General features: G+C 71.0%; 19 protein-coding genes. 11 read left to right on the top strand and 8 right to left on the bottom strand.

Annotated elements, in window-relative coordinates:
* Positions 1-12 precede the first annotated feature (12 nt).
* Together BLU27_RS10630 and BLU27_RS10625 are read left to right on the top strand one after the other, a co-directional pair.
* The gene (locus tag BLU27_RS10630) at positions 13-927 is read left to right on the top strand and encodes an amino acid ABC transporter permease (RefSeq protein WP_092652854.1); all 915 of its coding nucleotides are present in this window, start codon (positions 13-15) and stop codon (positions 925-927) included.
* Positions 924-1682: an amino acid ABC transporter ATP-binding protein gene (locus BLU27_RS10625; RefSeq protein ID WP_092652852.1), complete on the top strand. Its 759-nt coding sequence runs from the start codon at positions 924-926 to the stop codon at positions 1680-1682. Before BLU27_RS10630 ends, BLU27_RS10625 begins: the two co-directional genes overlap by 4 nt.
* 120 nt (positions 1683-1802) lie before the next feature.
* Here BLU27_RS10625 and BLU27_RS10620 read toward each other — a convergent pair whose 3' ends face one another.
* Both BLU27_RS10620 and BLU27_RS10615 read right to left on the bottom strand, forming a co-directional pair.
* Entirely contained in the window at positions 1803-2276 is a 474-nt protein-coding gene (locus tag BLU27_RS10620; protein WP_092652850.1) for a DUF1203 domain-containing protein, read from the bottom strand.
* Positions 2277-2457: 181 nt separating this feature from the next.
* Positions 2458-4152 carry an ABC transporter substrate-binding protein gene (locus BLU27_RS10615; protein WP_157728395.1) on the bottom strand — a complete coding sequence of 565 codons (1695 nt, stop codon included), beginning with the start codon at positions 4150-4152 and terminating at the stop codon, positions 2458-2460.
* Positions 4153-4502: 350 nt separating this feature from the next.
* Here BLU27_RS10615 and BLU27_RS10610 point away from each other — a divergent pair, with 350 nt between their 5' ends.
* Genes BLU27_RS10610 through BLU27_RS10595 form a run of 4 tightly spaced genes read left to right on the top strand, consistent with a single transcriptional unit; the run spans position 4503 to position 9159 of the window.
* On the top strand, positions 4503-6395 hold the full coding sequence (locus tag BLU27_RS10610) for a 2-oxoacid:acceptor oxidoreductase subunit alpha (protein WP_092652846.1): 1893 nt from the start codon (positions 4503-4505) through the stop codon (positions 6393-6395).
* Positions 6392-7495, top strand: coding sequence for a 2-oxoacid:ferredoxin oxidoreductase subunit beta (locus BLU27_RS10605; protein ID WP_092652844.1), 1104 nt, complete (start codon positions 6392-6394; stop codon positions 7493-7495). The genes BLU27_RS10610 and BLU27_RS10605 overlap by 4 nt, the downstream gene beginning before the upstream one ends.
* Complete coding sequence (gene rarD, locus BLU27_RS10600) at positions 7492-8517, top strand: EamA family transporter RarD (RefSeq protein ID WP_241827904.1); 1026 nt, start codon at positions 7492-7494, stop codon at positions 8515-8517. The genes BLU27_RS10605 and rarD overlap by 4 nt, the downstream gene beginning before the upstream one ends.
* Positions 8518-8574: 57 nt before the next feature.
* On the top strand, positions 8575-9159 hold the full coding sequence (locus tag BLU27_RS10595) for an MOSC domain-containing protein (protein WP_092652842.1): 585 nt from the start codon (positions 8575-8577) through the stop codon (positions 9157-9159).
* A gap of 51 nt (positions 9160-9210) precedes the next feature.
* Here the strand turns inward: BLU27_RS10595 and BLU27_RS10590 are convergent, their stop codons facing one another.
* Positions 9211-9912 (bottom strand): SDR family oxidoreductase, encoded by a 702-nt coding sequence (locus tag BLU27_RS10590; protein ID WP_092652840.1) that lies wholly within the window; start codon positions 9910-9912, stop codon positions 9211-9213.
* A gap of 98 nt (positions 9913-10010) precedes the next feature.
* Here BLU27_RS10590 and BLU27_RS10585 point away from each other — a divergent pair, with 98 nt between their 5' ends.
* Positions 10011-10457, top strand: a complete 447-nt coding sequence (locus BLU27_RS10585; RefSeq protein ID WP_092657530.1) for a MerR family transcriptional regulator — start codon at positions 10011-10013, stop codon at positions 10455-10457.
* 32 nt (positions 10458-10489) lie between these two features.
* Here the strand turns inward: BLU27_RS10585 and BLU27_RS10580 are convergent, their stop codons facing one another.
* Positions 10490-11191, bottom strand: coding sequence for a sulfotransferase family protein (locus BLU27_RS10580; protein WP_092652838.1), 702 nt, complete (start codon positions 11189-11191; stop codon positions 10490-10492).
* A 215-nt stretch (positions 11192-11406) separates the two neighbouring features.
* Here BLU27_RS10580 and BLU27_RS10575 point away from each other — a divergent pair, with 215 nt between their 5' ends.
* The 4 genes from BLU27_RS10575 (at position 11407) to BLU27_RS10560 (ending at position 16270) form a co-directional block, all read left to right on the top strand.
* The gene (locus BLU27_RS10575; protein ID WP_092657528.1) at positions 11407-11772 is read left to right on the top strand and encodes a DUF427 domain-containing protein; all 366 of its coding nucleotides are present in this window, start codon (positions 11407-11409) and stop codon (positions 11770-11772) included.
* 160 nt (positions 11773-11932) lie between these two features.
* Complete coding sequence (locus BLU27_RS10570; protein WP_092652836.1) at positions 11933-12853, top strand: PhoX family protein; 921 nt, start codon at positions 11933-11935, stop codon at positions 12851-12853.
* 4 nt (positions 12854-12857) lie between these two features.
* Entirely contained in the window at positions 12858-13463 is a 606-nt protein-coding gene (locus BLU27_RS10565) for a nucleotidyltransferase family protein (protein ID WP_092652834.1), read from the top strand.
* A gap of 620 nt (positions 13464-14083) precedes the next feature.
* Positions 14084-16270: a bifunctional polysaccharide deacetylase/glycosyltransferase family 2 protein gene (locus BLU27_RS10560; protein WP_092652832.1), complete on the top strand. Its 2187-nt coding sequence runs from the start codon at positions 14084-14086 to the stop codon at positions 16268-16270.
* A 16-nt stretch (positions 16271-16286) separates the two neighbouring features.
* Here the strand turns inward: BLU27_RS10560 and BLU27_RS10555 are convergent, their stop codons facing one another.
* The 4 genes from BLU27_RS10555 to nuoL are packed head-to-tail and all read right to left on the bottom strand — an operon-like array spanning position 16287 to position 22437.
* Complete coding sequence (locus BLU27_RS10555) at positions 16287-17288, bottom strand: polyprenyl synthetase family protein (RefSeq protein ID WP_092652830.1); 1002 nt, start codon at positions 17286-17288, stop codon at positions 16287-16289.
* A 57-nt stretch (positions 17289-17345) separates the two neighbouring features.
* Entirely contained in the window at positions 17346-18908 is a 1563-nt protein-coding gene (gene nuoN, locus BLU27_RS10550; protein WP_092652828.1) for an NADH-quinone oxidoreductase subunit NuoN, read from the bottom strand.
* Complete coding sequence (locus BLU27_RS10545) at positions 18905-20527, bottom strand: NADH-quinone oxidoreductase subunit M (RefSeq protein ID WP_092652826.1); 1623 nt, start codon at positions 20525-20527, stop codon at positions 18905-18907. Before BLU27_RS10545 ends, nuoN begins: the two co-directional genes overlap by 4 nt.
* Complete coding sequence (nuoL, locus tag BLU27_RS10540; RefSeq protein WP_092657525.1) at positions 20524-22437, bottom strand: NADH-quinone oxidoreductase subunit L; 1914 nt, start codon at positions 22435-22437, stop codon at positions 20524-20526. Before nuoL ends, BLU27_RS10545 begins: the two co-directional genes overlap by 4 nt.
* Positions 22438-22508: the final 71 nt, after the last annotated feature.

Below are 22508 nucleotides of genomic sequence, written 5' to 3'. Positions count from 1 at the left end.
CGGACCTCGCCGATGTCATCCACCACCTCACCCGGCCGCGCACCGGGCGCCGGCCCGGACCCGCGCGGCGAAGCCGGGCTTCCCGGCCACAGGCCCAGCCCGCTGCAGGTCCAGCGCGACCGTTACCGCTCCCGCCAGACCGTCCGGTCGGTGCTGGTCGCCGCCGTCTCCACCGCGGTCGTCGGGCTGGTCCTCTACGTCGCCCTCACCGGCGCGCCCGGCTGGGAGCGGGTCCGGGCGTCGTTCCTCGACCCGCAGGTGGCCCGGCAGGCGCTGCCGCACATCCTGTCCGGGCTGTGGCTCAACCTCCGCCTGCTGCTCGCCTGCGCGGCGTGCTCGCTGCTGCTGGGGCTGCTGATCGCGTTCCTGCGTACGCTCCGCGGACCGGTGGCGTTCCCGATCCGGGCCCTGTCGACGGGGTACACCTACGCCTTCCGCGGCGTACCCCTCATCATCGTCATCTACGTCATGGCGCTCGGCGTCCCCGGGCTGCGGCTGCGGGGCACACCCGGCGTCATCGTGCTGGGCGCCGCCGCCATCATCCTCACCTACAGCGCCTACCTCGCCGAGGTGTTCCGCGCCGGCATCGAGTCGGTGCACCCGAGCCAGCGCGCGGCTGCCCGTTCGCTCGGGCTCAGCTACCGGCAGACGATGCGGTACGTCGTGCTGCCGCAGGCGGTGCGCCGGGTCAGCCCGCCGCTGCTGAACGACCTGGTGGCGATGCAGAAGGACGTCGGGCTGATCTCCCTGGCCGGGCCGATCGACGCGGTCCGGGCGGCGGAGATCTCGGTCGGCACCACCTACAACTTCACGCCGTACGTCGTGGCCGGTGCGTTGTTCGTCGCGCTGGCCGTGCCGCTGGTCGCCGTCACCGACGCGGTGACCGTACGCGCCGCCCGCCGGCAGTCCGCGGAGGGATCGGCATGAGCCCGGTGCTGGAGTGCCGCGACGTGTGGAAGGTGTTCGGCCGCCGGTCGGCCACGGTGGAGGTGCTGCGCGGCATCGACCTCACCGTCGCCGAGCACGAGGTCGTCGTCCTCATCGGCGCGTCCGGCTCGGGCAAGTCGACGTTGCTGCGCTGCGTCAACCTGCTCGAGCGCGTCAGCGACGGGACGATCCACCTCGACGGCACCGACATCACCGACCCGCGCGTGGACGCCGACGCATGCCGGCAGCGGATCGGGATGGTGTTCCAGTCGTACAACCTCTTCCCGCATCTGACCGTGCTGGACAACGTGACGCTGGCGCCTCGCCGGGTGCACGGACGGTCGAGGGAGGACGCCGAGCAGGCCGCACACGAGCTACTGGGCCGGGTGGGGCTGGCCGACAAGGCCCGCGAGTACCCCGACCGGCTGTCCGGCGGGCAGCAGCAACGCGCCGCGATCGTGCGGGCGCTGGTCAACTCGCCCCGGCTGATGCTGTTCGACGAGGTGACGTCCGCACTCGACCCCGAACTCGTCGGCGAGGTGCTCGCCCTGGTCGCCGACCTGCGCCGGGACGGCATGACGATGGTGATCGCCACCCACGAGATGGGCTTCGCCCGCCGGGTCGCGGACCGGGTGTGCTTCCTCGACCGCGGCGTCATCGCCGAACACGGACCACCCGAGCAGGTGCTCGACGACCCGGTGGAACCGCGCACCAGGCAGTTCCTGCACCGCCTGGTCGAAGCCGACCACACCTGAGGCCGGCTGCTCGTAGGAGTTGAGTCGGCTCGGCCTGCTCTCGTCCGCGTCGAGGCTTCCGTGGTGTGCCGTCTGGTCGCGCCCCGTTACGGATGCGCAGGGGGATGTCGGTGGATGGTCCTAGCGGGCGGGGCGCGCCTCGAAGGCGAGGCACCCCGCGGCGACGCTGCGGACATGCACGAACGCCACCTCCGGCCGGCCCAGCAGTTCGGCCAGCGTCTCCTCGTAGGAGTCGCCGGGCGATACGAACGTGATGTGGTCGTACGCCCGGTTGCCGTCGTGGTCGAAGGTGTTGAACATGCACTTGCCCCGGGCCATGTCGTCCGGATAGCGGTCCGGCGTCGGGTAGCCCCCGCACCGTTCGGCGTGCACGAACACCGGGCCCGCCTCCATCCACGGGCTCGGCTCGGTCCACGGGGTGTAGCAGATCAGCGCGACCGCCTCCCCCGGCTCGGCCTTGCGCAGGCAGCACCGCAGCGGCTCCCACCCCTCGGCGGGAAAGGGTTTCCAGGGGTTGCCGAACTCGTCCTCGTCCTTCACGCGCATCGCGTCCAGCCGCTCGGGGCTGATCGGAACGATCTCGTATGTGCTCATGCCGGCAATCGTGTCCCGCCGCGACCGCGAGCACCGGCGGGTTTCGGACGCCGCGTACCAGCGCGGCGAAGGCGCGACCGAGGCATGGGGAGCGGATGCGCAAGCCACGCTTGCCCCGCGTCAGGAGGCCGCCGTGTCAACCAGCGCTTGCGCGCCGCCCCACCACTCCGCGGCCCGCCGCCTACCTCACGTAGATCTGGCTGAAGTCCGGCATACCGCCCACGGAGTCGATGACCACGTTGCCCACCCGGGAGCCGTGCAGCACCGTCGTACCGCTCTCCCCGAGCGGAACCGCCGGGAGGTACTTCTCCATGATCGTCTTGTCGAGGTGGCCCCACGCGTTCAGCGCCTTCTGCGCCGGCAGGTCGCTGATCCGGTCGATCTCGTCGTTCACCGCCCGCACGTCGAGGAACGACGGAACCGGCGCACCCGGCAGGTCCGCCTTCTTGCCGTCCAGGATCGCCGGCAGCACCGAGTCCCCGCTGGCCCAGTCCATGCACCAGCTGCCGTCACGCAGGTTGGCGGGGCGAATCGAGTCGTCGGAGAGGTCCCGCGACAGGGACGACGGCGCCGGCATCGCCTTGACGGTGAAGCCCGCCCGGGTGAGCGCCTTCTTCCGTACGGCAGCGATCCTGGCGGCGTTCTCGTCGTCGGAGGAGTAGTAGAACGACAGCTCGAAGCCGAGCTGCCCCGCGTCGGTGAGCATCTTCTTCGCGGCCACCGGGTCGCCGTCGCCCTCGCCCTTGTTGCCGATCACGTCGAAGTCCTGCCAGCCGGGCGTGGCCGACGGCATGATCGTGGTGGCCGGGCGCCAGGTCAGTCCGGGAATCTCACCGGCGGCGCGGTTCTCCGAGCTCAGCGGCCACGCCTTGGCCACCGCGCGGCGTACCTCCAGCGGGATCTTCCGGGTGTCCATCCACATGTAGGAGCTGCACGGGCTGGGGCCGGTCACCAGCCGGTCGCGGGCGGCCGTGTCCCGGATCCTGTCGTAGTTCGGGGCCAGGATGTCGGCGTACGTCAGCGCGGTCTGGTCCTCACCGTTGTCCGCGATGACCCGCCGCTGCACCTCGTCGGTGTCCAGGCCGAAATCGAACACCATCTGGTCGACGTACTGGTGGCGGTTCGGATCGGTCTTCGGGTCCCACTCGGGGTTCTTCACCAGCACGAGCTTCTTGCCGGGGTCGTAGCTGCCGAACTTGTAGGGCCCGGTGGCCAACGGGTGGTTGCTGTAGTCCTCGCGGGTGTCCTTGGCCTTCGGGATGGGCGCGAACGTCGGCAGCGAGGTGTAGTAGCGCATCGACGGAAAGGGCTTTCGCATCTTCACGACGACCGTCTTCTCGTCGGGGGTGTCCACCCCTTCGAAGTCGTCGCCGCTCTTGTACGGGCCCTTGTAGGTGTCGCCGCCGAGGTAGTAGTCCAGGCCGTACGTCGGGCCGCCGGACAGCTCGTCCTGCGCGAGCTGGCGTTTGATCGCGTACGCCACGTCGGCCGCCTTCACCTGCGAGCCGTCCTCGTACTTCAGCCCGTCCCGCAGGGTGAACTCCCACCGGGTGAAGTCGGCGTTCGGCCGGCCGAGGTCGGTGGCGAGATCGGGCACCAGCACCGGCTTGCCCTTGACGTAGCGCGTCTGGGTCAGGCTCCGGGTGACCATCCGCATGATGGCGAGCGTGTCCAGGTGGTACACCCGGGTGGGGTCGAACGTGTGCGGCGTGGCCGACGACAGCACGTGCAGCGTCCCGCCGCTCCGCGCGTCGGTCACGGCCGGTGCGGGCGCCTTCGCCTTGGCGTCCTGCGCCTCGTCGTAGGTCGACACGCGCCGGGGAGCCGGGGACTCCTCGTCCGACGCTCCACCGGGCAGCAGGCTGCACGCGGTCATCGCCGACGACGTCGCCAGAGCGGCGACCGTGACCGCGCACGCCGTAAACTGACGTCGCCGACCGATTCCGGACAAGGGTCGACGTGCGGGTCGGTTGGGTCGTCGCATCGAGGGGTCCTCCCTGTCGCTGCCCGAAGGGGAGCCGCCGGAACACCCGAGGTTGCCGATCCGGCACCCCTCTCGAACACCGAGAGTTACAGTCAACGAGCGCGCTGCAAGGATGTTCCACAGTGCGGTCGCCCCCACGGCACACCACGGCCCGGACGTAGCATAGAAGTACCAAATGGGATCGCGCCGCACAGGACGGCGGAGAACATTCCTGCGCGGGCGTCGAGGAGGTCGTTCACCCAGTGACCAAACAGGTCCTGCAGGTCGACCGTGTCATCATCCGATTTGCCGGTGACTCCGGAGATGGGATGCAGCTGGCCGGTGACCGGTTCACCCAGGAAACAGCGTCGTTCGGAAACGACCTTTCGACGCTACCGAACTTCCCGGCGGAAATCCGGGCACCAGCCGGCACCCTGCCGGGAGTTTCGTCGTTCCAGATCCACTTCGCAGACCACGACATCCTGACTCCGGGCGACGCCCCGGACGTCCTGGTGGCGATGAACCCCGCGGCTCTCAAGGCCAACCTGCCGGAGCTGCCGCGCGGGGCCACGCTGATCGTCGACTCCGACGAGTTCACCAAGCGCAACCTCGCCCGGGTGGGCTACGACGCCAACCCGCTCGAGGACGGCTCGCTGGACGCGTACCAAACGCACTCCTTCCCGCTGACCAGCGCGACCGCCGAGGCGGTCAAGGAGTTCGGGCTGACCCGCAAGGACGCCTCCCGGTCCAAGAACATGTACGCCCTGGGCCTGGTGTCGTGGCTGTACAACCGCCCGACCGAGTCGACCCTGTCGTTCCTGCACGCGAAGTTCGCCCGCAATCCCGCCGTGCGGGACGCAAATGTCGCGGCCTTCCGCGCGGGGTGGAACTTCGGCGAGACCGCGGAGGCGTTCGCCGTCTCCTACCAGGTCAAGCCGGCCGAGATGAAGTCCGGCCAGTACCGCAACATCTCCGGCAACCTCGCCCTGGCGTACGGCCTGATCGCCGGCGCCCGGCGCGCGGACCTGCCGATGTTCCTCGGCTCCTACCCGATCACCCCGGCCAGCGACGTTCTGCACGAGCTGAGCAAGCACAAGCGGTTCGGCGTCACGACGTTCCAGGCCGAGGACGAGATCGCGGGGGTGACCGCGGCACTCGGCGCGTCGTTCGGCGGTTCTCTCGGCGTCACCACGACGTCCGGTCCGGGCATGGCACTGAAGGCGGAGACCATCGGCCTCGCGGTGGCGCTGGAGCTGCCGCTGGTCGTCTGCGACATCCAGCGGGCGGGCCCGTCCACCGGCATGCCGACCAAGACCGAGCAGGCCGACCTGCTGCAGTCGATGTACGGCCGCAACGGCGAGGCGCCGCTGCCGATCGTGGCGCCCCAGTCGCCGGCGGACTGCTTCGACGCGGCCATCGAGGCCGTCCGGATCGCGGTCACCTACCGCACCCCGGTGATCCTGCTGTCCGACGGCTACCTCGCCAACGGCTCCGAGCCGTGGCGGATCCCGAAGACCGCGGAGCTGCCGGAGATCCGGGTCGACTTCGCCACCGAGCCCAACCACCAGACCGAGAACGGCGACAGCGCGTTCTGGCCGTACAAGCGTGACCCGGAGACTCTCGCCCGTCCCTGGGCGGTGCCCGGCACGCCCGGCCTCGAACACCGCGTCGGCGGTCTCGAGAAGGCCGACGGCCACGGCAACATCTCCTACGACGCGGCCAACCACGAGCTGATGGTGCGCACCCGGCAGGCCAAGGTGGACGCCGTGGCCCGCTCGATCGCGCCGCTCGAGGTCGACGACCCCACCTCCGACGCGCGGATCCTGGTGCTCGGCTGGGGTTCGACGTACGGCCCGATCGGCGCCGCCTGCCGGGCCGTGCGCGAGCACGGCATCCCGGTCGCCCAGGCGCACCTGCGCCACCTGAACCCGTTCCCGCCCGACCTCGGCGAGGTCCTGCGCAGCTACGACCGCGTGCTGGTCCCGGAGATGAACCTCGGCCAGCTGTCCATGCTGCTGCGCGCCCGCTACCTGGTCGACGTCGTGAGCTACAACCGCGTGCGCGGCCTGCCGTTCAGCGCGAGCGAGCTCACCGGCGCCATCACCGAACTCGCGGGATCGCTCGACCTCGAGCACACGGAGGAGTCGCACCGATGAGCGCAACCGACCTGCCCGTTCCCGGTCTGCGCGGCGTCACCACCACCGACCTGCCGCAGAACCGCAAGGACTTCACCTCCGACCAGGAGGTGCGCTGGTGCCCCGGCTGCGGTGACTACGCGATCCTCGCCGCGGTGCAGGGCTTCCTGCCCGAGCTGGGTGTCCCCCGCGAGAACATCGTGTTCGTCTCCGGCATCGGCTGCTCCAGCCGGTTCCCGTACTACCTGAACACCTACGGCATGCACAGCATCCACGGCCGGGCGCCCGCGATCGCCACCGGCCTGGCGACTTCGCGGCCCGACCTGTCGGTGTGGGTGATCACCGGCGACGGCGACGGGCTGTCCATCGGCGGCAACCACCTGATCCACGCCCTGCGCCGCAACGTCAACCTCAACATCCTGCTGTTCAACAACCGGATCTACGGCCTGACCAAGGGGCAGTACTCCCCCACGTCCGAACGCGGCAAGATCACCAAGTCGACGCCGATGGGGTCGCTGGACGCGCCGTTCAACCCCGTCTCGCTGGCGCTCGGCGCGGAGGCGTCGTTCGTGGGCCGGACGCTGGACACCGACCGCAAGCACCTCACCTCGGTGCTGCGCGCGGCCGTCGCCCACCGGGGCACGTCGCTGGTGGAGATCTACCAGAACTGCAACATCTACAACGACGGCGCGTTCGACCTGCTCAAGGACAAGGACACCCAGGACGAGGCGGTCATCCGGCTCGAGCACGGGCAGCCGATCAGGTTCGGTACCGGCGGCGAGCTCGGCGTGGTCCGCGACCCGGCCTCCGGGCAGCTGCGGGTCGTGCCGGTCGCCGAGGTCGGTACCGACGCGCTTGTCGTCCACGACGCGCACGCCGACGACCCGACGACCGCCTTCGCGCTGTCCCGGCTGTCCGACGCGCAGACGCTGGCCCGTACGCCGATCGGCATCTTCCGCGACGTGGACCGGCCGGCGTACGACGACCTCGCCCGCGAACAGGTCCGGCTGGCCCGCGACGCGCACGGCACCACCACCGACACCGGTGCCGAGGTCGGCGACGGCGACCTCGACCAGCTCCTGCGCGGGTCCGACACCTGGACCGTCGGCGCGGACGCGTGAGTACGGGCCTGTCGGAGGAGTCCGCCGGCTCGCCCTCCCACCGCATCGCGTCACCCACGCCCGCCCCCGCCGACGAGAACCGGCGGGGGCTGGTCTTCGGAGCGGCCGCCTACGCCGCGTGGGGTCTCTTCCCGCTCTACTGGCCGCTGCTGCAACCCGCCGGGTCGCTGGAGATCCTCGCCCACCGGATGGTGTGGTCGCTGCTCTTCGCGGTGGTCGCGCTGCGGGTCCGGCCCCGCCCGGGCTGGTGGGCGCGGCTGCGGGAAACCCCGGCGACCATCGGCTACCTCGCCGTCGCCGGCCTCGTCATCACCGTCAACTGGGGCACCTACATCTGGGCGGTCAACCACGACCACGTGGTGGAGACCGCGCTCGGCTACTACATCAACCCGCTGGTCATCGTGCTGGTCGGCGTGGCACTTCTCGGCGAACGCCTCAACCGCGTGCAGTGGACGGCGATCGCACTGGCCGGGGTGGCCGTGGTCATCCTCACCGTGTCCCACGGCCGCCCGCCCTGGGTGGCGTTCATCCTGGCGTTGAGCTTCACGACGTACGCCTACTGCAAGAAGAAGGCGAACGTCGCCGCCGTGGAGAGCCTGATGGTGGAGACCTCGGTGGTGACGCCGCTCGCCCTCGGCTACCTGATCTGGTTGCAGGTGCAGGGCACCGCGGCGTTCGGGCACCACGGAGCCGGGCAGGCGGTGCTGCTGGCCGGAGCTGGGGTGGTGACGGCGATTCCGCTGCTTCTGTTCGCCGGTGCGGCCACCCGGGTGTCGATGACGCTGCTCGGCATCCTGCAGTACCTCGCGCCGACGCTGCAGTTCCTGCTCGGTGTCCTCGTGTTCCACGAGCCGATGCCGCCGGACCGGCTCCTGGGCTTCGGTTTCGTGTGGCTCGCGGTGATCGTGTTCACCTGGGACGGGCTGCGCCGGCGGCGCCGGGCGGTGGCCGCCGCGAAGTCGGACGCGAACGCCGCGGACCGGTCGGCCGGTGCCCCGGTGCCGGTCACCGAGCCCGACTGATCCCGGCTGCATCCCGACTGTTCCCGACTGATCCCGACTGAGGAGGGGCCCGAACCGATGGAGCCGAACGAGGCGGGCGCGCCCGCCGAGGTGGGCACCGGCAACGGTGTCGTACGAGCGGTCAGCAGCGGCGGGAAGCACACGTTCAGCAAGCCGGGGCGCGACCGCATCCGGCTGCTCGCCGGGTTGGGAGTGGAGGGCGACGCGCACCTCGGTACGACGGTGAAGCACCGCTCCCGGGTGGCCCGTGACCCGAGCCAGCCGAACCTGCGCCAGGTTCACCTCATCCACGCCGAACTGCTCGCCGAGCTCAACGAGCAGGGGTACGACGTGGCGCCCGGCCAGCTCGGGGAGAACGTCACCACCGAGGGCGTCGACCTGCTCGGCCTGCCGACCGGCACGCTGCTCCGGCTCGGCGACTCGGCCGAGGTCGAGGTCACCGGGCTGCGCAACCCCTGCCGGCAGATCGAGGACTTCCGCACCGGCCTGCTCGCCCGGGTGGTGGGCCGGGCCGAGGACGGGTCGGTCGTCCGCCGGGCAGGCATCATGGGCGTCGTTCGGACCGGCGGCGAGGTGGCGCCGGGCGACCCGATCGTGGTCACCCTCCCCCCGCCACCCCACCGCCCGCTGGAACGCGTCTGATCCCGCGCCCGAGCTCTGGGCCTGAGTCACCCCGCCCACGACGGGATCGGCTCAGTTCGGCTGCCCGGTCGGCCGTACTACGACCGTGTTGACGTCGACGCCGACGGGCTGGCCGACCGCCCAGGCGATGGACTCGGCCACTTGGTCCGCGGTCAGCATCGGACCCTCCGGTGCTCCGCCGTAGGGGTCCCAGAACGGCGTCTCCACCCGGCCCGGGGCGATGAGCGTCACGCCGACACCGTCACCGGTCACCATCCGCCGGGTGTTCTCCGCCAGCCCGGTGACCGCCCACTTGGTGGCGCCGTAGAGGTTGCCGGGGCTCCAGATGAAGCCGGCGACACTGCCGACCAGCACGATCCGCCCACGGGTCTCCCGCAGCGCGGGCAGGCAGGCCCGGATCAGCAACGCCGGTCCGAGGACGTTGGTCAGCACCATCCGCCGCCAGGCCGCCGGGTCCCCGTCGGCCAGGCTTCCTCCGGTGGAGAAGCCCGCGTTCGCGACGGCGGTGTCCAGCCGGCCGAACGCCGAGACGGTCGCCTCGACCGCCCTCGCCACCTGGTCGTGGTCGGTCGCGTCTGCGACGAACGTGAGCAGTTCCGCCGGTCGGCCCAGGGACTCGGCAGCCTGGTCGAGCCGGGCCTTGTCTCGGCCGGTCACCGCGACCCGGTGGCCGCGGTTCAGCAGGAGACGGGCGGCCGCGGCACCGATGCCGCTGGAACCGCCGGTGATCAGAGTCACAGGAAAGTCGGTCATGGCGCCGACCGTATGAGCTGGAGCCGACTCCAGGGCAACTTTCCGGTCGGCCTCCAGGGCTGGTTCCCGTCCGCCGGCCCATCCGTATGCTGGCGGACATGTCAACGTCCAACGCGCCCGAAGTCGCGGGCGCCCCGCGGTGCCTCGGCATCGGAGACGTGGCGGCCCGCACCGGACTCAGCGTCGACACGCTCCGCTTCTACGAACGCGAGGGATTGTTCGTCAGCCCGGTGCGCCGTGACGGGAGCGGCCGACGCGTCTACACCGAGAACGACGTCTCCTGGCTGGAGTTCTGCCTGCGGATGCGCGCGTCCGGCATGCCGCTCACCACGATCCGGGAGTACGTCGACCTGGTTCGGCAGGGTCCGGGAAACGAGCAGGACCGGCTCGCGGTGCTGCACGCGCACGAACAGCACGTCCGCGCGCAGCTTCGCGAACTTCACGCCTGCCTCGACCTGATCACCCACAAGGTGAGGGTGTACGAGGAGCACCTCGGAGCGGGCACCGCCGGTTCACTGTGGAGTTCGGCGCCGACGAACCGGTGAGCACCGGGAGAGCACCGCGGGAGGGCCGGGTCTCAGCTGCCGGCCTTGCGCAGGTCCTCCAGGGTGAACCTCTCCGGGGCCTCGCCGGTGCGGGCGCGTTCGGCCATCCGCCGCATCGTGTCGCCGTCGTTCAGGTGCGGGTAGCCCGAGTCGGGCTCGGGCACGCCGAGGAAGTCGCACAGCGGCTCCCACCCGTCCCGTGCCTCGTGCACCAGCAGCCGGTCGGCGGGCACGGTCTCGCGCACGGTCGCGAGGTGGCGTTGGAACACGTCCACCGCGTGGTCCTCGGCCGGCATCTCCTCCCCCATCTCCTCGCCGAACGTTCCGGCCCACAGGCGGCCGAGGACCGGCCCGAGCGGATTCGGCGGCGCCTGGCCGTTCAGTTCGGCACGCCGGCCCTCGCGGTTGAACGTGAAGATCGTGTCGCGCACGCTGGCGTACCACCGGTGCGGGTCGCGCACGGTCAGCAGGACCTTCGCGTCCGGGAACGCCGCCATGAGCTCCCGCCAGTAGTACGCGCTCGGCCAGTCCACCGACGACTGGTAGCCCTCCAGCGCCCAGGTCCAGTCGACCCGGCCGTCCTTCTCGATGACCTGCCGCCACTTCTCCTGCTGCTCCGGGTGCTGGATCACCTCGAACATGTGGTGGCAGGGCCCGAAGCCCAGCTGCTCCAGCGCGGCCTTCATCGACGTGGTGCCCGTCCGCGGGAATCCCGCACCGATGACCTTCAGCATCGTCCACCTTCCCCGTACGTCTGCGTGCCTGCTCCGCGGTCTGCCTCTGTCCGGACAACGAGACGGACTCCGCCCGGGTGCCCACAGAACGGGGCGCTCCGGACCGGTGGCGGACATCCGGTCCGACCTCCGGACCCGGCCGGCCCACCGCGAGCCACCTCGTACCGTGGAAGAGGCAGCGCCACCACCGCCACGCCGTCAGGACGGAGATCACGATGGCCGTACGCAACCTCTTCCACAAAGTAAGCGTCGCCCCGACCACCCAGCACGTACGGATCGAACGCGGCGGCCAGGTCGTCGCGGAGACCGACCGGGCGCTGGTGCTGACCGAAACGGGGCTGGACGACCGCCTGTACATCCCGATCGAGGACGTGCGGACGGACCTGATGGTGGCCACCGAGTCCCACACGACCTGTCCGTTCAAGGGAGTCGCGTCGTACTGGGCGTTCGCCGACGACGAGGCGGGCAGGGACGCGGCGTGGGCCTATCCCGAGCCCAAGGAGGACGTGGCCGGGATCAGGGACCACCTGTCGTTCTACGGGGAGGCGGTCGAGACCTACGTCGACGGAGTACGCCGGTAGCCGTCCGCGGCCGGAGCCCGGAGTAAACAGGTGGCCGGCGGGGTCGCAGGACTGGTAGCCGGCACGACCCCGTCCGTTCAGCTTCCGGCCCCGGGCCGGCCGCCCGGGCGCTCTAGCGTCGCGATCGGTGTCACCCCGATCCGGACCTGGAGGCGCCCGGATGAATCCTCTGTCGTCCCTGCTCCCACGGCAGTTCTCCCGGGCGCCCGTGCCCGACTCCGCCGGTGACGGCACCGTCGTACTGCCGCTGGAGTGGTCCCGTGGCCGAAGCTGCCACCGGGGTGCCGGGCAGGCCCTGATGGTGGTCGGGCGCGAGGCGGTCGATGCTGCCACCGAACCACCGGGCGAACTCCGCGGCCTGTGCGAGCTGTCCGTGGTCGCGGTCCGGCGGACCGGCCCTGCCGGTGACTGGCAGGAGGTCGGCGCACGCGACCGCCCCTACAACCGCCGGTTCACCGCGCGGGCACCGTTCGTCCTCACCGGACCGGCGGCCGGCCAGCGGCTGCTGCGCACCACAGCGGACCCCTCCGGCCGCCACGTCCTGGGTACGTCGGCGCGCCGGTGCCTGGCCGTCACGCCGTGGGGTACGACCCTGCACGGCGAACGAGTCCTCCAGCCGAACGCCCTCCGCGAACGCCACGAGGCACACCGGTTCGGCTGGCTGGTCGAACTCGACCCCTACGACCCGGACGCGACGCCGCGCAAGCGCACCATGCTCGGACGGTTCGAACGCGACCGGGTGGCGATCTCGCTCACCGCGGACGGGCGGGTCACGGTGGACATGAGCGAGCCGGCCGCCGCTGCCGGGCAGGACGGTGCGAGGTACCGGTTCGTGTCCCGTGACCGGGTACGCCGGGGCGCCACCGCCGCCGAGCACCGCCACAACCTGGCCCTGCTCGACAACGGCACGTTGTACGCCGGCCGGCCCGCCGACGAGCGTGCACCCGGCCGCGGGGAGACGGACGGCTGGATCCGGCTGTGTGACGACGAGCAGTCGTACGTGCCGGGCCGGTCGGTCACCGAGGTCCTGCTCGACCCGCGGTCGGCAGCCCGGGCGGGAGACCCGCTGCCGCTACCGTGAGGGCATGACCGTTGCAGGGCTGCTCCTCGCCGCCGGCGAGGGGCGGCGGATCGGCCGCCCCAAGGCGCTGGTGGACCTCGGCGGGCGACTGCTCGTCGAGCGCGGCCTGGCCACCCTCACCGTCGGCGGGTGTACGCCGGTCCACGTCGTCCTGGGCGCGGCCCACGACGACGTACTCGCCGCCGCCGACCTGGCCGGCGCGACTGTCGTACACAACCGGGACTGGCGTACCGGCCTGGCGTCGTCCCTGCGGACGGGTCTCGCCTCGTTGCCACCCGACGTCGAGGCGGTCGTCGTCGCCCTCGTCGACCAGCCGCTGGTCACGCCCGAGGCGATCCGCCGACTGCGGCAGGCGTACGACGAGGGGGCGGTCGCCGCGGTCGCGACCTACGACGGCCTGCCCCGCAACCCCGTCCTGCTCGCCCGTACGACTTGGGCGGACGTCGCCGCACAGGCATCCGGGGACACCGGCGCCCGGGCCTATCTCCGGGCGAACCCGGACGTCACGACACCGGTCCCCTGTGACGACGTCGGCGCGCCCGACGACGTGGACACCCCGGAGCAGCTGACCACGCTTCGGCGGCGGCTGCTGGCCCAGAGTCGCCCCTGACCATCTCCTGCAGTCCGACCGTGCCAAACCAGTACAACCACACCTACACTGGGCCGCCGTGCGAAACCACCCAGGCGGAAAACACGCGGTGTTCGTGGACGACTCCGGACGCCGGCATCGTCGTGTCCGCAGGGTGGGGCTGATCCTCGGCGTGGTCGTGGTGGTCTCGCTGGCCCTGTTGTGCATCAGCCTGGTGAGCGGGCCCGGGTTGCCGTCGACGCCGTGGAGCCTCGGCCGGCCCGCCTCCGTCCCGGAGCCGACCGCGACGCCCACGCCTTCTCCCTCGGTGGACTCGACCATCTCGAGCCGCAGGCGGGAGCGGACACCGACACCGGACGCGCGCGCCACCGAGCGAGCCGCCCGCACGCCGTCGCCGACCCCGACGGCGACTCGGCGGGCCCCTGCCCCTGCGCCCACACCGAAGGTCACGAGGGCACCGACCACGAAGCCGGCACCGACACCCACGCGAAGCCGCACGTCCGCGCCCACGCCGACCCCAACGCCTACCGTCAAGCCGCGGCGCACCAACAGCCCGGTCCCGACGGCGAAGCCGGAGCCGCGCGGGCGCGCGACACACTCGCCCTCCCCCACTCCGCGGCCCAAGCCGTAGTCCCGCTGACGTGGCCCGGCACCTGCGGATCCGCGAACCCCGCCACCACTGGCTCCTCGTGGGCCTGCTGCTGGCCACCCTGGTCGGCGTCCTGCTGGTGCAGGGTTACGTCCAGCGCAGCTGGAACGACCTCTCCGACGCACCCCGTACGACGGCCGGCGGCGATCGGGCTCCGCGCCAGGCCCTGCGCAACGACCGGCCGGTCCTCGACCTCAGCGGCGACCGTCCGAACACCGCGGCGATGCCGGCGCGCACGGTCGCCCTCACCTTCGACGACGGGCCGGACCCGCGATGGACGCCGCGGATCCTCGACGTCCTTCGGCGCCACCACGCGAAGGCGACGTTCTTCGTCCTCGGCTCCAAGGTCGCCGCCGAGCCCGCGCTGGCCCGTCGGATCGTGGCCGAGGGGCACGAGATCGGTTCGCACACGTACACCCACGTCGACCTCGCCCGTACGCCCAGCTGGCAACGCGGACTGGAACTCGGCCTGACCCAGAAGGCGCTCGCCGGCGTCCTCGGCCTGCACACCCACCTGCTGCGGCCGCCGTACTCGGCCACCCCATCCGGGCTCACCGGCTCCGGCTACGCCGCCGCGCGGGACGCCGGGCGTGCGGGCTACCTCGTGGTGATTGCCGACCACGACACCAGGGACTGGGACGACCTGAGCGAGAAGCAGATCGTGGCCCGGGCGATGCCCTCCGGGCAGCGTGGAGCCGTCGTCCTGATGCACGACAGTGGCGGCGACCGGTCCAGGACCGTCGCCGCCGTGGACCAGCTGCTGACCCGCCTGAACGAGCGCGGGTACCGTGCCACCACGGTGTCAGACGCACTGCACCTGCGGAACACGGCCGTACCGGTGAGCCTCCCCGAACGCATCGCGGGCGGCACCGTCGTCGCCGCGCAGCAGGTCGGCCGGATCGCGGCGGTCGGGCTCACGTACGCCCTGGCCGTGGCCGGAGTGCTCACGGTGGCACGGGTGGTGATCCTGGCCGCGATCGCCCGGCTGCACGTCGGCCGCACCCGCCGCGGCCGGCGCCGCGGAGGGCCGGACAGGGAACCCGGGTGGTACTACCCACCGGTGTCGGTCGTCGTCCCCGCCTACAACGAGGAGGCGGGCATCGCCGCGACGGTCGGCTCACTGGTGCGGACGACCTACCCGGGCCCGGTGGAGGTGATCGTGGTCGACGACGGCTCGACCGACGACACCGCACGGATCGCCCGCGACCTCGACCTGCCCGGGGTGACCGTCCTCTCCCAGGCCAACGCCGGCAAGCCGGCCGCGCTCAACGCCGGTATCGCGTACGCCCGGCACGAGATCCTGGTCCTGGTGGACGGCGACACGGTGTTCCAGCCGGACACCATCGGCCGCCTGGTCGCGCCGTTCGCCAACCCGGCCGTCGGAGCGGTCAGCGGCAACACCAAAGTGGGCAACGCGGGCGGGATCCTGGGGCGCTGGCAGCACATCGAGTACGTCATCGGCTTCAACCTCGACCGGCGGATGTTCGACGTGCTGGAGTGCATGCCGACGGTGCCGGGCGCGATCGGCGCCTTCCGGCGGCAGGCTCTGGCCGACGCGGCCGACCCGGAGGCCCCGGGAAGTACGTACGCGATGGCAGGCCCGGTGAGCATCGACACCCTGGCCGAGGACACCGACCTGACGATGGCGGTCTGCCGGGCCGGCTGGCGAGTGGTCTACGAGGAGACCGCCCGGGCCTGGACCGAGGCACCGAGCTCGCTGCGGCAGCTGTGGCGGCAGCGGTACCGCTGGTGCTACGGCACGCTTCAGTCGATGTGGAAGCACCGTCGTGCGCTGGTCGAACGCGGACCCTCGGGCCGGTTCGGTCGCCGGGCTCTTCCCTACCTCACGGTCTTCCAGGTCGTGCTTCCGTTGCTGGCGCCCGCGGTGGACGTGTTCGCGCTGTACGGACTGTTCTTCGGTGAGCCGGCGCGGGTGGTCGCGGTCTGGGCGGCGTTCGTGGCGGTGCAGGCGCTGGTGGGGGCGTACGCGCTCCGGCTAGACGGGGAGCGCCTCACGCCGCTGTGGACGCTGCCGTTGCAACAGTTCGTCTACCGCCAGCTGATGTACCTCGTGGTGATCCAGTCGATGGTCACCGCGATCGCCGGTGCGCCGCTGCGCTGGCACGCGATACGGCGGGAGGGTACGTTCGCCCGGCGCGACCCGGCCTCGGCGACGTGACAGCTCCGGGAAACGCTCAGCCGGTACGGGAGACCACGAGGTCGCAAAGCCCGGCCAGCGCATCCCGGGCGGGGATGTCGGGCAGGTAGCACAACGTCGCGCGGGCCTCGTCGGCCCACTGCTGCACGATCGCCCGGGCCTGGTCCATCGCCGGGTGCGCCCGCAGCAGGGACAGCGCCTCGGCGTGCCGGGCGTCGTCGGGCAGCGGGCCGGACAGCAGCTCCAGCAACCGGCCGTCGGCCGGGTCCGTGGAGCGCTGGGCCAGCAGCATCGGCAGTGTCGGGATGCCCTCGCGCAGGTCGGTGCCGGGTGTCTTGCCGGACTGGTCGGCGTCGCTGGCGATGTCGAGTACGTCGTCGGAGAGCTGGAACGCGATCCCGATCTTCTCGCCGTACTCCGTCATCACGCGCTCGATGTCGGTCGGGGCCCCGGCAACCTTGGCCCCCAGGCGCGCCGACGTGGCGATCAGCGAGCCGGTCTTGTCCGCGAGCACGGCGAGGTAGTGGTCGAGCCGGTCCTCGTCCTCGGTCGGCCCGAGCGTCTCCCGGATCTGCCCCTCGACCAGCCGGGCGAACGTCTGCGACTGGATGCGGACCGCCTCCAGGCCAAGGTCGACCATCCGGTCCGACGCCCGGGCGAAGAGATAGTCGCCGGTGAGGATCGCCACGGTGTTGTCCCACCGGGCGTTTGCGCTGGGGGCGCCCCGGCGCAGCGCCGCCTCGTCCATCACGTCGTCGTGGTGCAGCGTCGCCAGGTGGATCAGCTCCAGCGCCGTGGCCACCGCGACGACGTCACCGGCAGAGGAGGACGGCGCGCCGAACTCCGCGCCCAGCACCACCAGCAGCGGCCGGAACCGCTTGCCGCCGGCGTGGATCAGGTGCTGGGCCGCCTCGGTGACGAAGCCGAACTCGCTGGCCGCCACCCGGTCGAGTTCGTCCTCCACCTCGGCCAGCCGCCGGCGTACCCGAAGGTCGAGGTCGCCGTCGACCGACGGCAACGTGAGGCCGGCCATGCTCATCGACGTCCCTCTCCCTCGGGTGTCGCACTGCTCCAGACGGAGCGGTCGGCGCCTGACTCAACCCACCAGGTGGGCGGCTCGCGCCGCGAGGTCCAGCAGCGGGCCCGGCAGCAGGCCGAGCACCACCGTGGCCGCGACACCGACCGCCACCGCCACCGACGTGAAGATGCTGGGCACGGCGATTGTCGGCCCCTCCGCGGCCGGCGTGGAGAAGAACATCACCACGATCACCCGGACGTAGAAGAACGCGGCCACGACGCTGGCCAGGACACCGATCACGACCAGCGGCCACGCACCACCCTGCCATGCGGCGCTGAACACTGCCCACTTACCCATGAACCCGCTGGTCAGCGGGATACCGGCGAACGCGAGCAGGAACAGCGCCATCGCGCCGGCCAGCAGCGGGGACCGGCGGCCGAGCCCGGCCCAGCGGGACAGGTGGGTCGCCTCGCCACTCGCGTCGCGGACCAGCGTCACCAGGCCGAACGCACCGATCGTGGCGAAGCCGTACGCGGCGAGGTAGAACAGCACACCGGACAGGTTGGCAGAGATCGCCTCGCGCACCCCGACGAACCCGACCAGCAGGAAGCCGGCGTGGGCGATCGAGGAGTACGCCAGCATCCGCTTGATGTCGGTCTGGGTGAGGGCGAGCACCGCACCGACAGCCATGGTGAGGATCGCGACCACCCAGATCATCGGCTGCCAGTCCCAGCGGGCGGCACCGAGGGCGACGTAGAACAGCCGCAGCAGCGCACCGAACGCGGCGATCTTGGTGCAGGCCGCCATGAACGCGGTGATCGCGGTCGGCGCGCCCTGGTAGACGTCCGGCGTCCACATGTGGAACGGCGCGGCACCGATCTTGAACAACAGCCCCACCGCGACGAGTGCGGTCCCGGCGAGCAGCTGGCCGTCGGAGCCGACCTTCGCGCCCACCGCGGTCGCGATGCCGCCGAAGCTGATCGTGCCGGCGAAGCCGTACAGCATCGCCATGCCGTAGAGGAAGAACGCCGAGGCGAACGCGCCGAGCAGGAAGTACTTCATCGCGGCTTCCTGCGACAGCAGCCGACGCCGGCGGGCCAGCCCGCACAGGAGGTACAGCGGCAGCGACAGCACCTCGAGCGCGACGAACATCGTCAACAGGTCGTTGGCGGCCGGGAACAACAGCATGCCGCTGACCGCGAACAGGAACAGCGGGAACACCTCGGTCTGCTCCAGTCGGCGGCCGAGCGACTCCCGCTCGGCCTCCGTCCCGGGCAGCGCCGAGGCCTGCCCGGCGAACGCCGTCACGCCACCGTCGACGGCGCGTTCGGCCAGCAGCAGCACCGAGATGATCGCCATCACCAGCACGGTGCCCCACAGGAACAACGTGAAGCCGTCGACCGCGATGGCGCCCTCGGCGGCCACCTGCGACGTGCCGGCCAGCCCGACGGTCGCCGCCAGCGCGGCGACCAGGGCGAGCAGCGTCACCGTCACCTGGGCGGGGTAGCGCAGCCGGCGCGGAAGGAACGCCTCGATGAGGACGCCGACGATCGCCACGCCGAAAATGATGAGCAGCGGCGCGACCTTGGCGTACTCGATCGTCGGGCTCTTGAACTCCTGGGCCAGGGTGATCGGAGTCACTTCGTACCTTCCGAAGGAGCCGTGACGGGGACCTTGGGTGCCGGATCGGTGACACCGACCCGCTTCATCGTCGCGTCGACGGCGGGTGAGATGACATCGAGCGCCGGCTTGGGGAACACCCCGAGCGCGATGATCAGTACGACCAGCGGAGCGATCGCGAGTTTCTCCCGGCCACGCAGGTCGGGCATCTTCGCCACCGCCGCGGCGGTCGGGCCGGTCATCGTGCGCTGGAAGAGGATCAGCATGTACAGCGCAGCCAGGATGATGCTGCAGGTGGCGATGATCGCCGCCACCTCGTACCGCTTGAACGTGCCCGCCAGCGCCAGGAACTCACTGACGAACGGCGCCAGCCCGGGCAGCGCGAGCCCGGACAGGGCGGCGAACAACCACGTGCCGGACAGCACCGGCGCCACCTTGTCGACACCGCCGAAGTCGGCGATCCGCGACGAGCCGCGCCGGCTGATGAGGTAGCCGCCGACCAGGAACAGGGCCGCCGTGGACAGGCCGTGGTTGAGCATGTAGAGCGTCGCGCCGGTCTGGCCCTGGCTGGTCATCGCGAAGATGCCGAGCACGATCACACCGAAGTGGGAGACCGAGCTGTACGCGATCACCCGCTTGATGTCCTTCTGCCCGATCGCGAGGACCGCGCCGTAGATCACGCTGATCACCGCCAGCACGATGATCGCCGGGGTGGCCCACTGCGAGGCCTCCGGGAACAGCTGGAGGCACAGCCGGATCATCCCGAACGTGCCGATCTTGTCCAGGATCGACACCAGCAGCACCGACGTGCCGGGGGTCGCCTCCCGGGCCGCGTCGGGCAGCCAGGTGTGCACCGGCCACATCGGCGCCTTGATCGCGAAGGCCACGAAGAAGCCGGCGAACAGCCACTTCTGGGTGGTCGGGTCGATGTTCAGCTCCGTCAGCGAGTGCAGCAGGAACGACGGGCTGCCCTTCGTCTGCGACGCCGACAGGGCGTAAAGGCCGACCACCGACGCCAGCATGACCAGACCGCCGACGAGGCTGTAGATCAGGAACTTCACCGCGGCGTAGCTGCGGCGGGGACCGCCGAACCGGCCGATCAGGAAGTAGACCGGGATCAGCGTGGCCTCGAACAGCACGTAGAACAAGAACACGTCGGTGGCCGCGAACACGCCGAGGGCCAACGTCTCCAGCGCCAGCATCAGCGCGAAGAACGTCTTCACGCCGCTGCGCGGCTGCGCTGTCCGGTCGGCGTCGATGGGCTGCCCGGCCGCGTCGACCGCCGCGCCAGCCGCCCGGGCGGGGGCGTCCGCGTCGTTCCACGAGGCCAGGATCACCACCGGCGTGAGCAGCGCGGTGAGCAGGAACAGCACCAGGCCGATGCCGTCCAGGCCGAGGGCGTAGTGGACGCCGAACTGCGGGATCCAGCTGTGCTGCTCGGCGAACTGGAACTTGCCCCCGCTCGCTGCCGCGGGGTCGAACCGCACCGCCATCACCACGGCGAGCACGAGCGCGACCGTGGAGAAGGCGAGCGCGGTCTGCTTCGCGAGCAGGTCACGCCCCTTCGGGAGCAGCGCCACGACGAGCGCCCCGACGGCGGGGAGCACGCCGATGACGGTCAGCCAAGGGAAGTTGTTCACGACAGCCTCACCAACAGCATGGACACGACGACGAGGGCGGCGCCCCCGATCATGACGAGTGCGTACGAACGGACGAAGCCGGTCTGGACCCGCCGGACCCGGCCGGACACGCCACCGAAGAAGGCGGCGAGGCCGTTGACCACGCCGTCGACCCCGCGGTTGTCGAAGCTGACCAGCCCGCGGGTCACCTCCTGACCGGGACGCATGAGGACGACCTCGTTGAAAGCGTCGCCGTACAGGTCGCGGCGGGCGGCGGTGGTGATCGGCGACACCTTGGTCGGCGCGACGACCGGCACGTCCCAGCGGGCAACGAACAGCCAGGCGCAGGCGATGCCGAGCAGCACCACCAGCAGCGTGACGATGGTCAGCAGGACCAGCGGGAACGACAGGTGGGCTTCCTTCTCACCGACCACCGGCTCCAGCCAGTTGACGATCCCGCCGCCGAGGTAGGCCAGGCCGGCACCACCCACGGTGCTGAGGATCGCCAGCAGGATCAGCGGGACGGTCATCACCGACGGCGACTCGTGCGGGTGCGCGTCCTTGGCCCAGCGCTTGTGACCGAGGTACGTCATGTACACCAGCCGGGTCATGTAGAACGCCGTGATGCCGGCACCGACCAGCGCGCAGAGCCCGATCCAGAAGTTGGACGCGAACGCCACCTCGATGATCTTGTCCTTGCTGAAGAACCCGGCGAACGGCGGGATGCCGATGATCGCGAGGTAACCCACGAAGAACGTGCCGAAGGTGATCGGCATGAGCTTGCGCAGGGCGCCGTATCGGCGCATGTTGACCTCGTCGTTCATGCCGTGCATCACCGAACCGGCACCGAGGAACATGTCCGCCTTGAAGAAGCCGTGCGTGAGCAGGTGGAAGATCGCGAAGGCGTACCCCACCGGCCCGAGCCCGGCCGCCAGCATCATGTAGCCGATCTGGCTCATCGTGGAGCCGGCCAGCACCTTCTTGATGTCGTCCTTGGCGCAACCGATGATCGCACCCATCAGCAGGGTGACCGTGCCGACGGCCACCACCGCCGTCTGCGCGACCGGCGCCTGGTCGAAGATCGCGTTGGACCGGGTGACGAGGTAGACGCCCGCGGTCACCATCGTCGCCGCGTGGATCAGCGCCGACACCGGGGTCGGGCCCTCCATCGCGTCCAGCAGCCAGGACTGCAGCGGGAACTGCGCGGACTTACCGCACGCGCCCAGCAGGAGCAGGAACCCCAGCGCGGTGGCGATGCCGGTCCCGGCGGCGCCCACGTGGGAGAAGACGCCGGCGAACGAGGAGGTGCCGAACGTCGCCAGCATCAGCATCACCGCCAGCGACAGGCCGACGTCACCGACGCGGTTGACGACGAACGCCTTCTTCGCCGCGGTGGCCGCGGAGTGCTTGTGCTGCCAGAAGCCGATCAGGAGGTACGACGCCAGGCCGACACCCTCCCAGCCGATGAAGACCACGAGGAAGTCGTTGGCCAGCACCAGCAGCAGCATCGCCGCGACGAACAGGTTGAGGTACCCGAAGAACCTCTTCCGCCGCTCGTCGTGCTCCATGTAGCCGAGGGAGTAGACGTGGATGATGCTGCCCACGCCGGTGATCAGCAGGACGAAGCACACCGACAGCTGGTCCAGCAGGAGTCCCGCCTCGACGTGGTAGCCGGGCAGCGGGATGAACGAGTAGAGCTGCTGGGCGACCGCCCGGTCCTCCGGGCCGCGGCCGAGCATGGAGAAGAACATGATCGCGCCGAGCACGAACGACGCGATCGGCGCGGCGCAGCCGAGGAGGTGTCCCCAGGCGTTGCCGGCGCGTCCGGAAAGCAGGATCACCGCTGCCGAGACCGCCGGGATGGCGACGATCAGCCACAGCAGCGAGAAGACGCCGCTCGCGTGGGCCGCTTGCTCGCCGGCCAGCGCCAGGGCGCTCACAGGGGTGGTCACGTGGGTCTCGCCTCTCGGATCAGAACTGGCCGCTTTGGGCCGGCATCAGG

The organism is Actinopolymorpha singaporensis, from assembly GCF_900104745.1.
GTDB lineage: Bacteria > Actinomycetota > Actinomycetes > Propionibacteriales > Actinopolymorphaceae > Actinopolymorpha > Actinopolymorpha singaporensis.
This window is presented reverse-complemented; position numbering and strand designations above follow the sequence as displayed.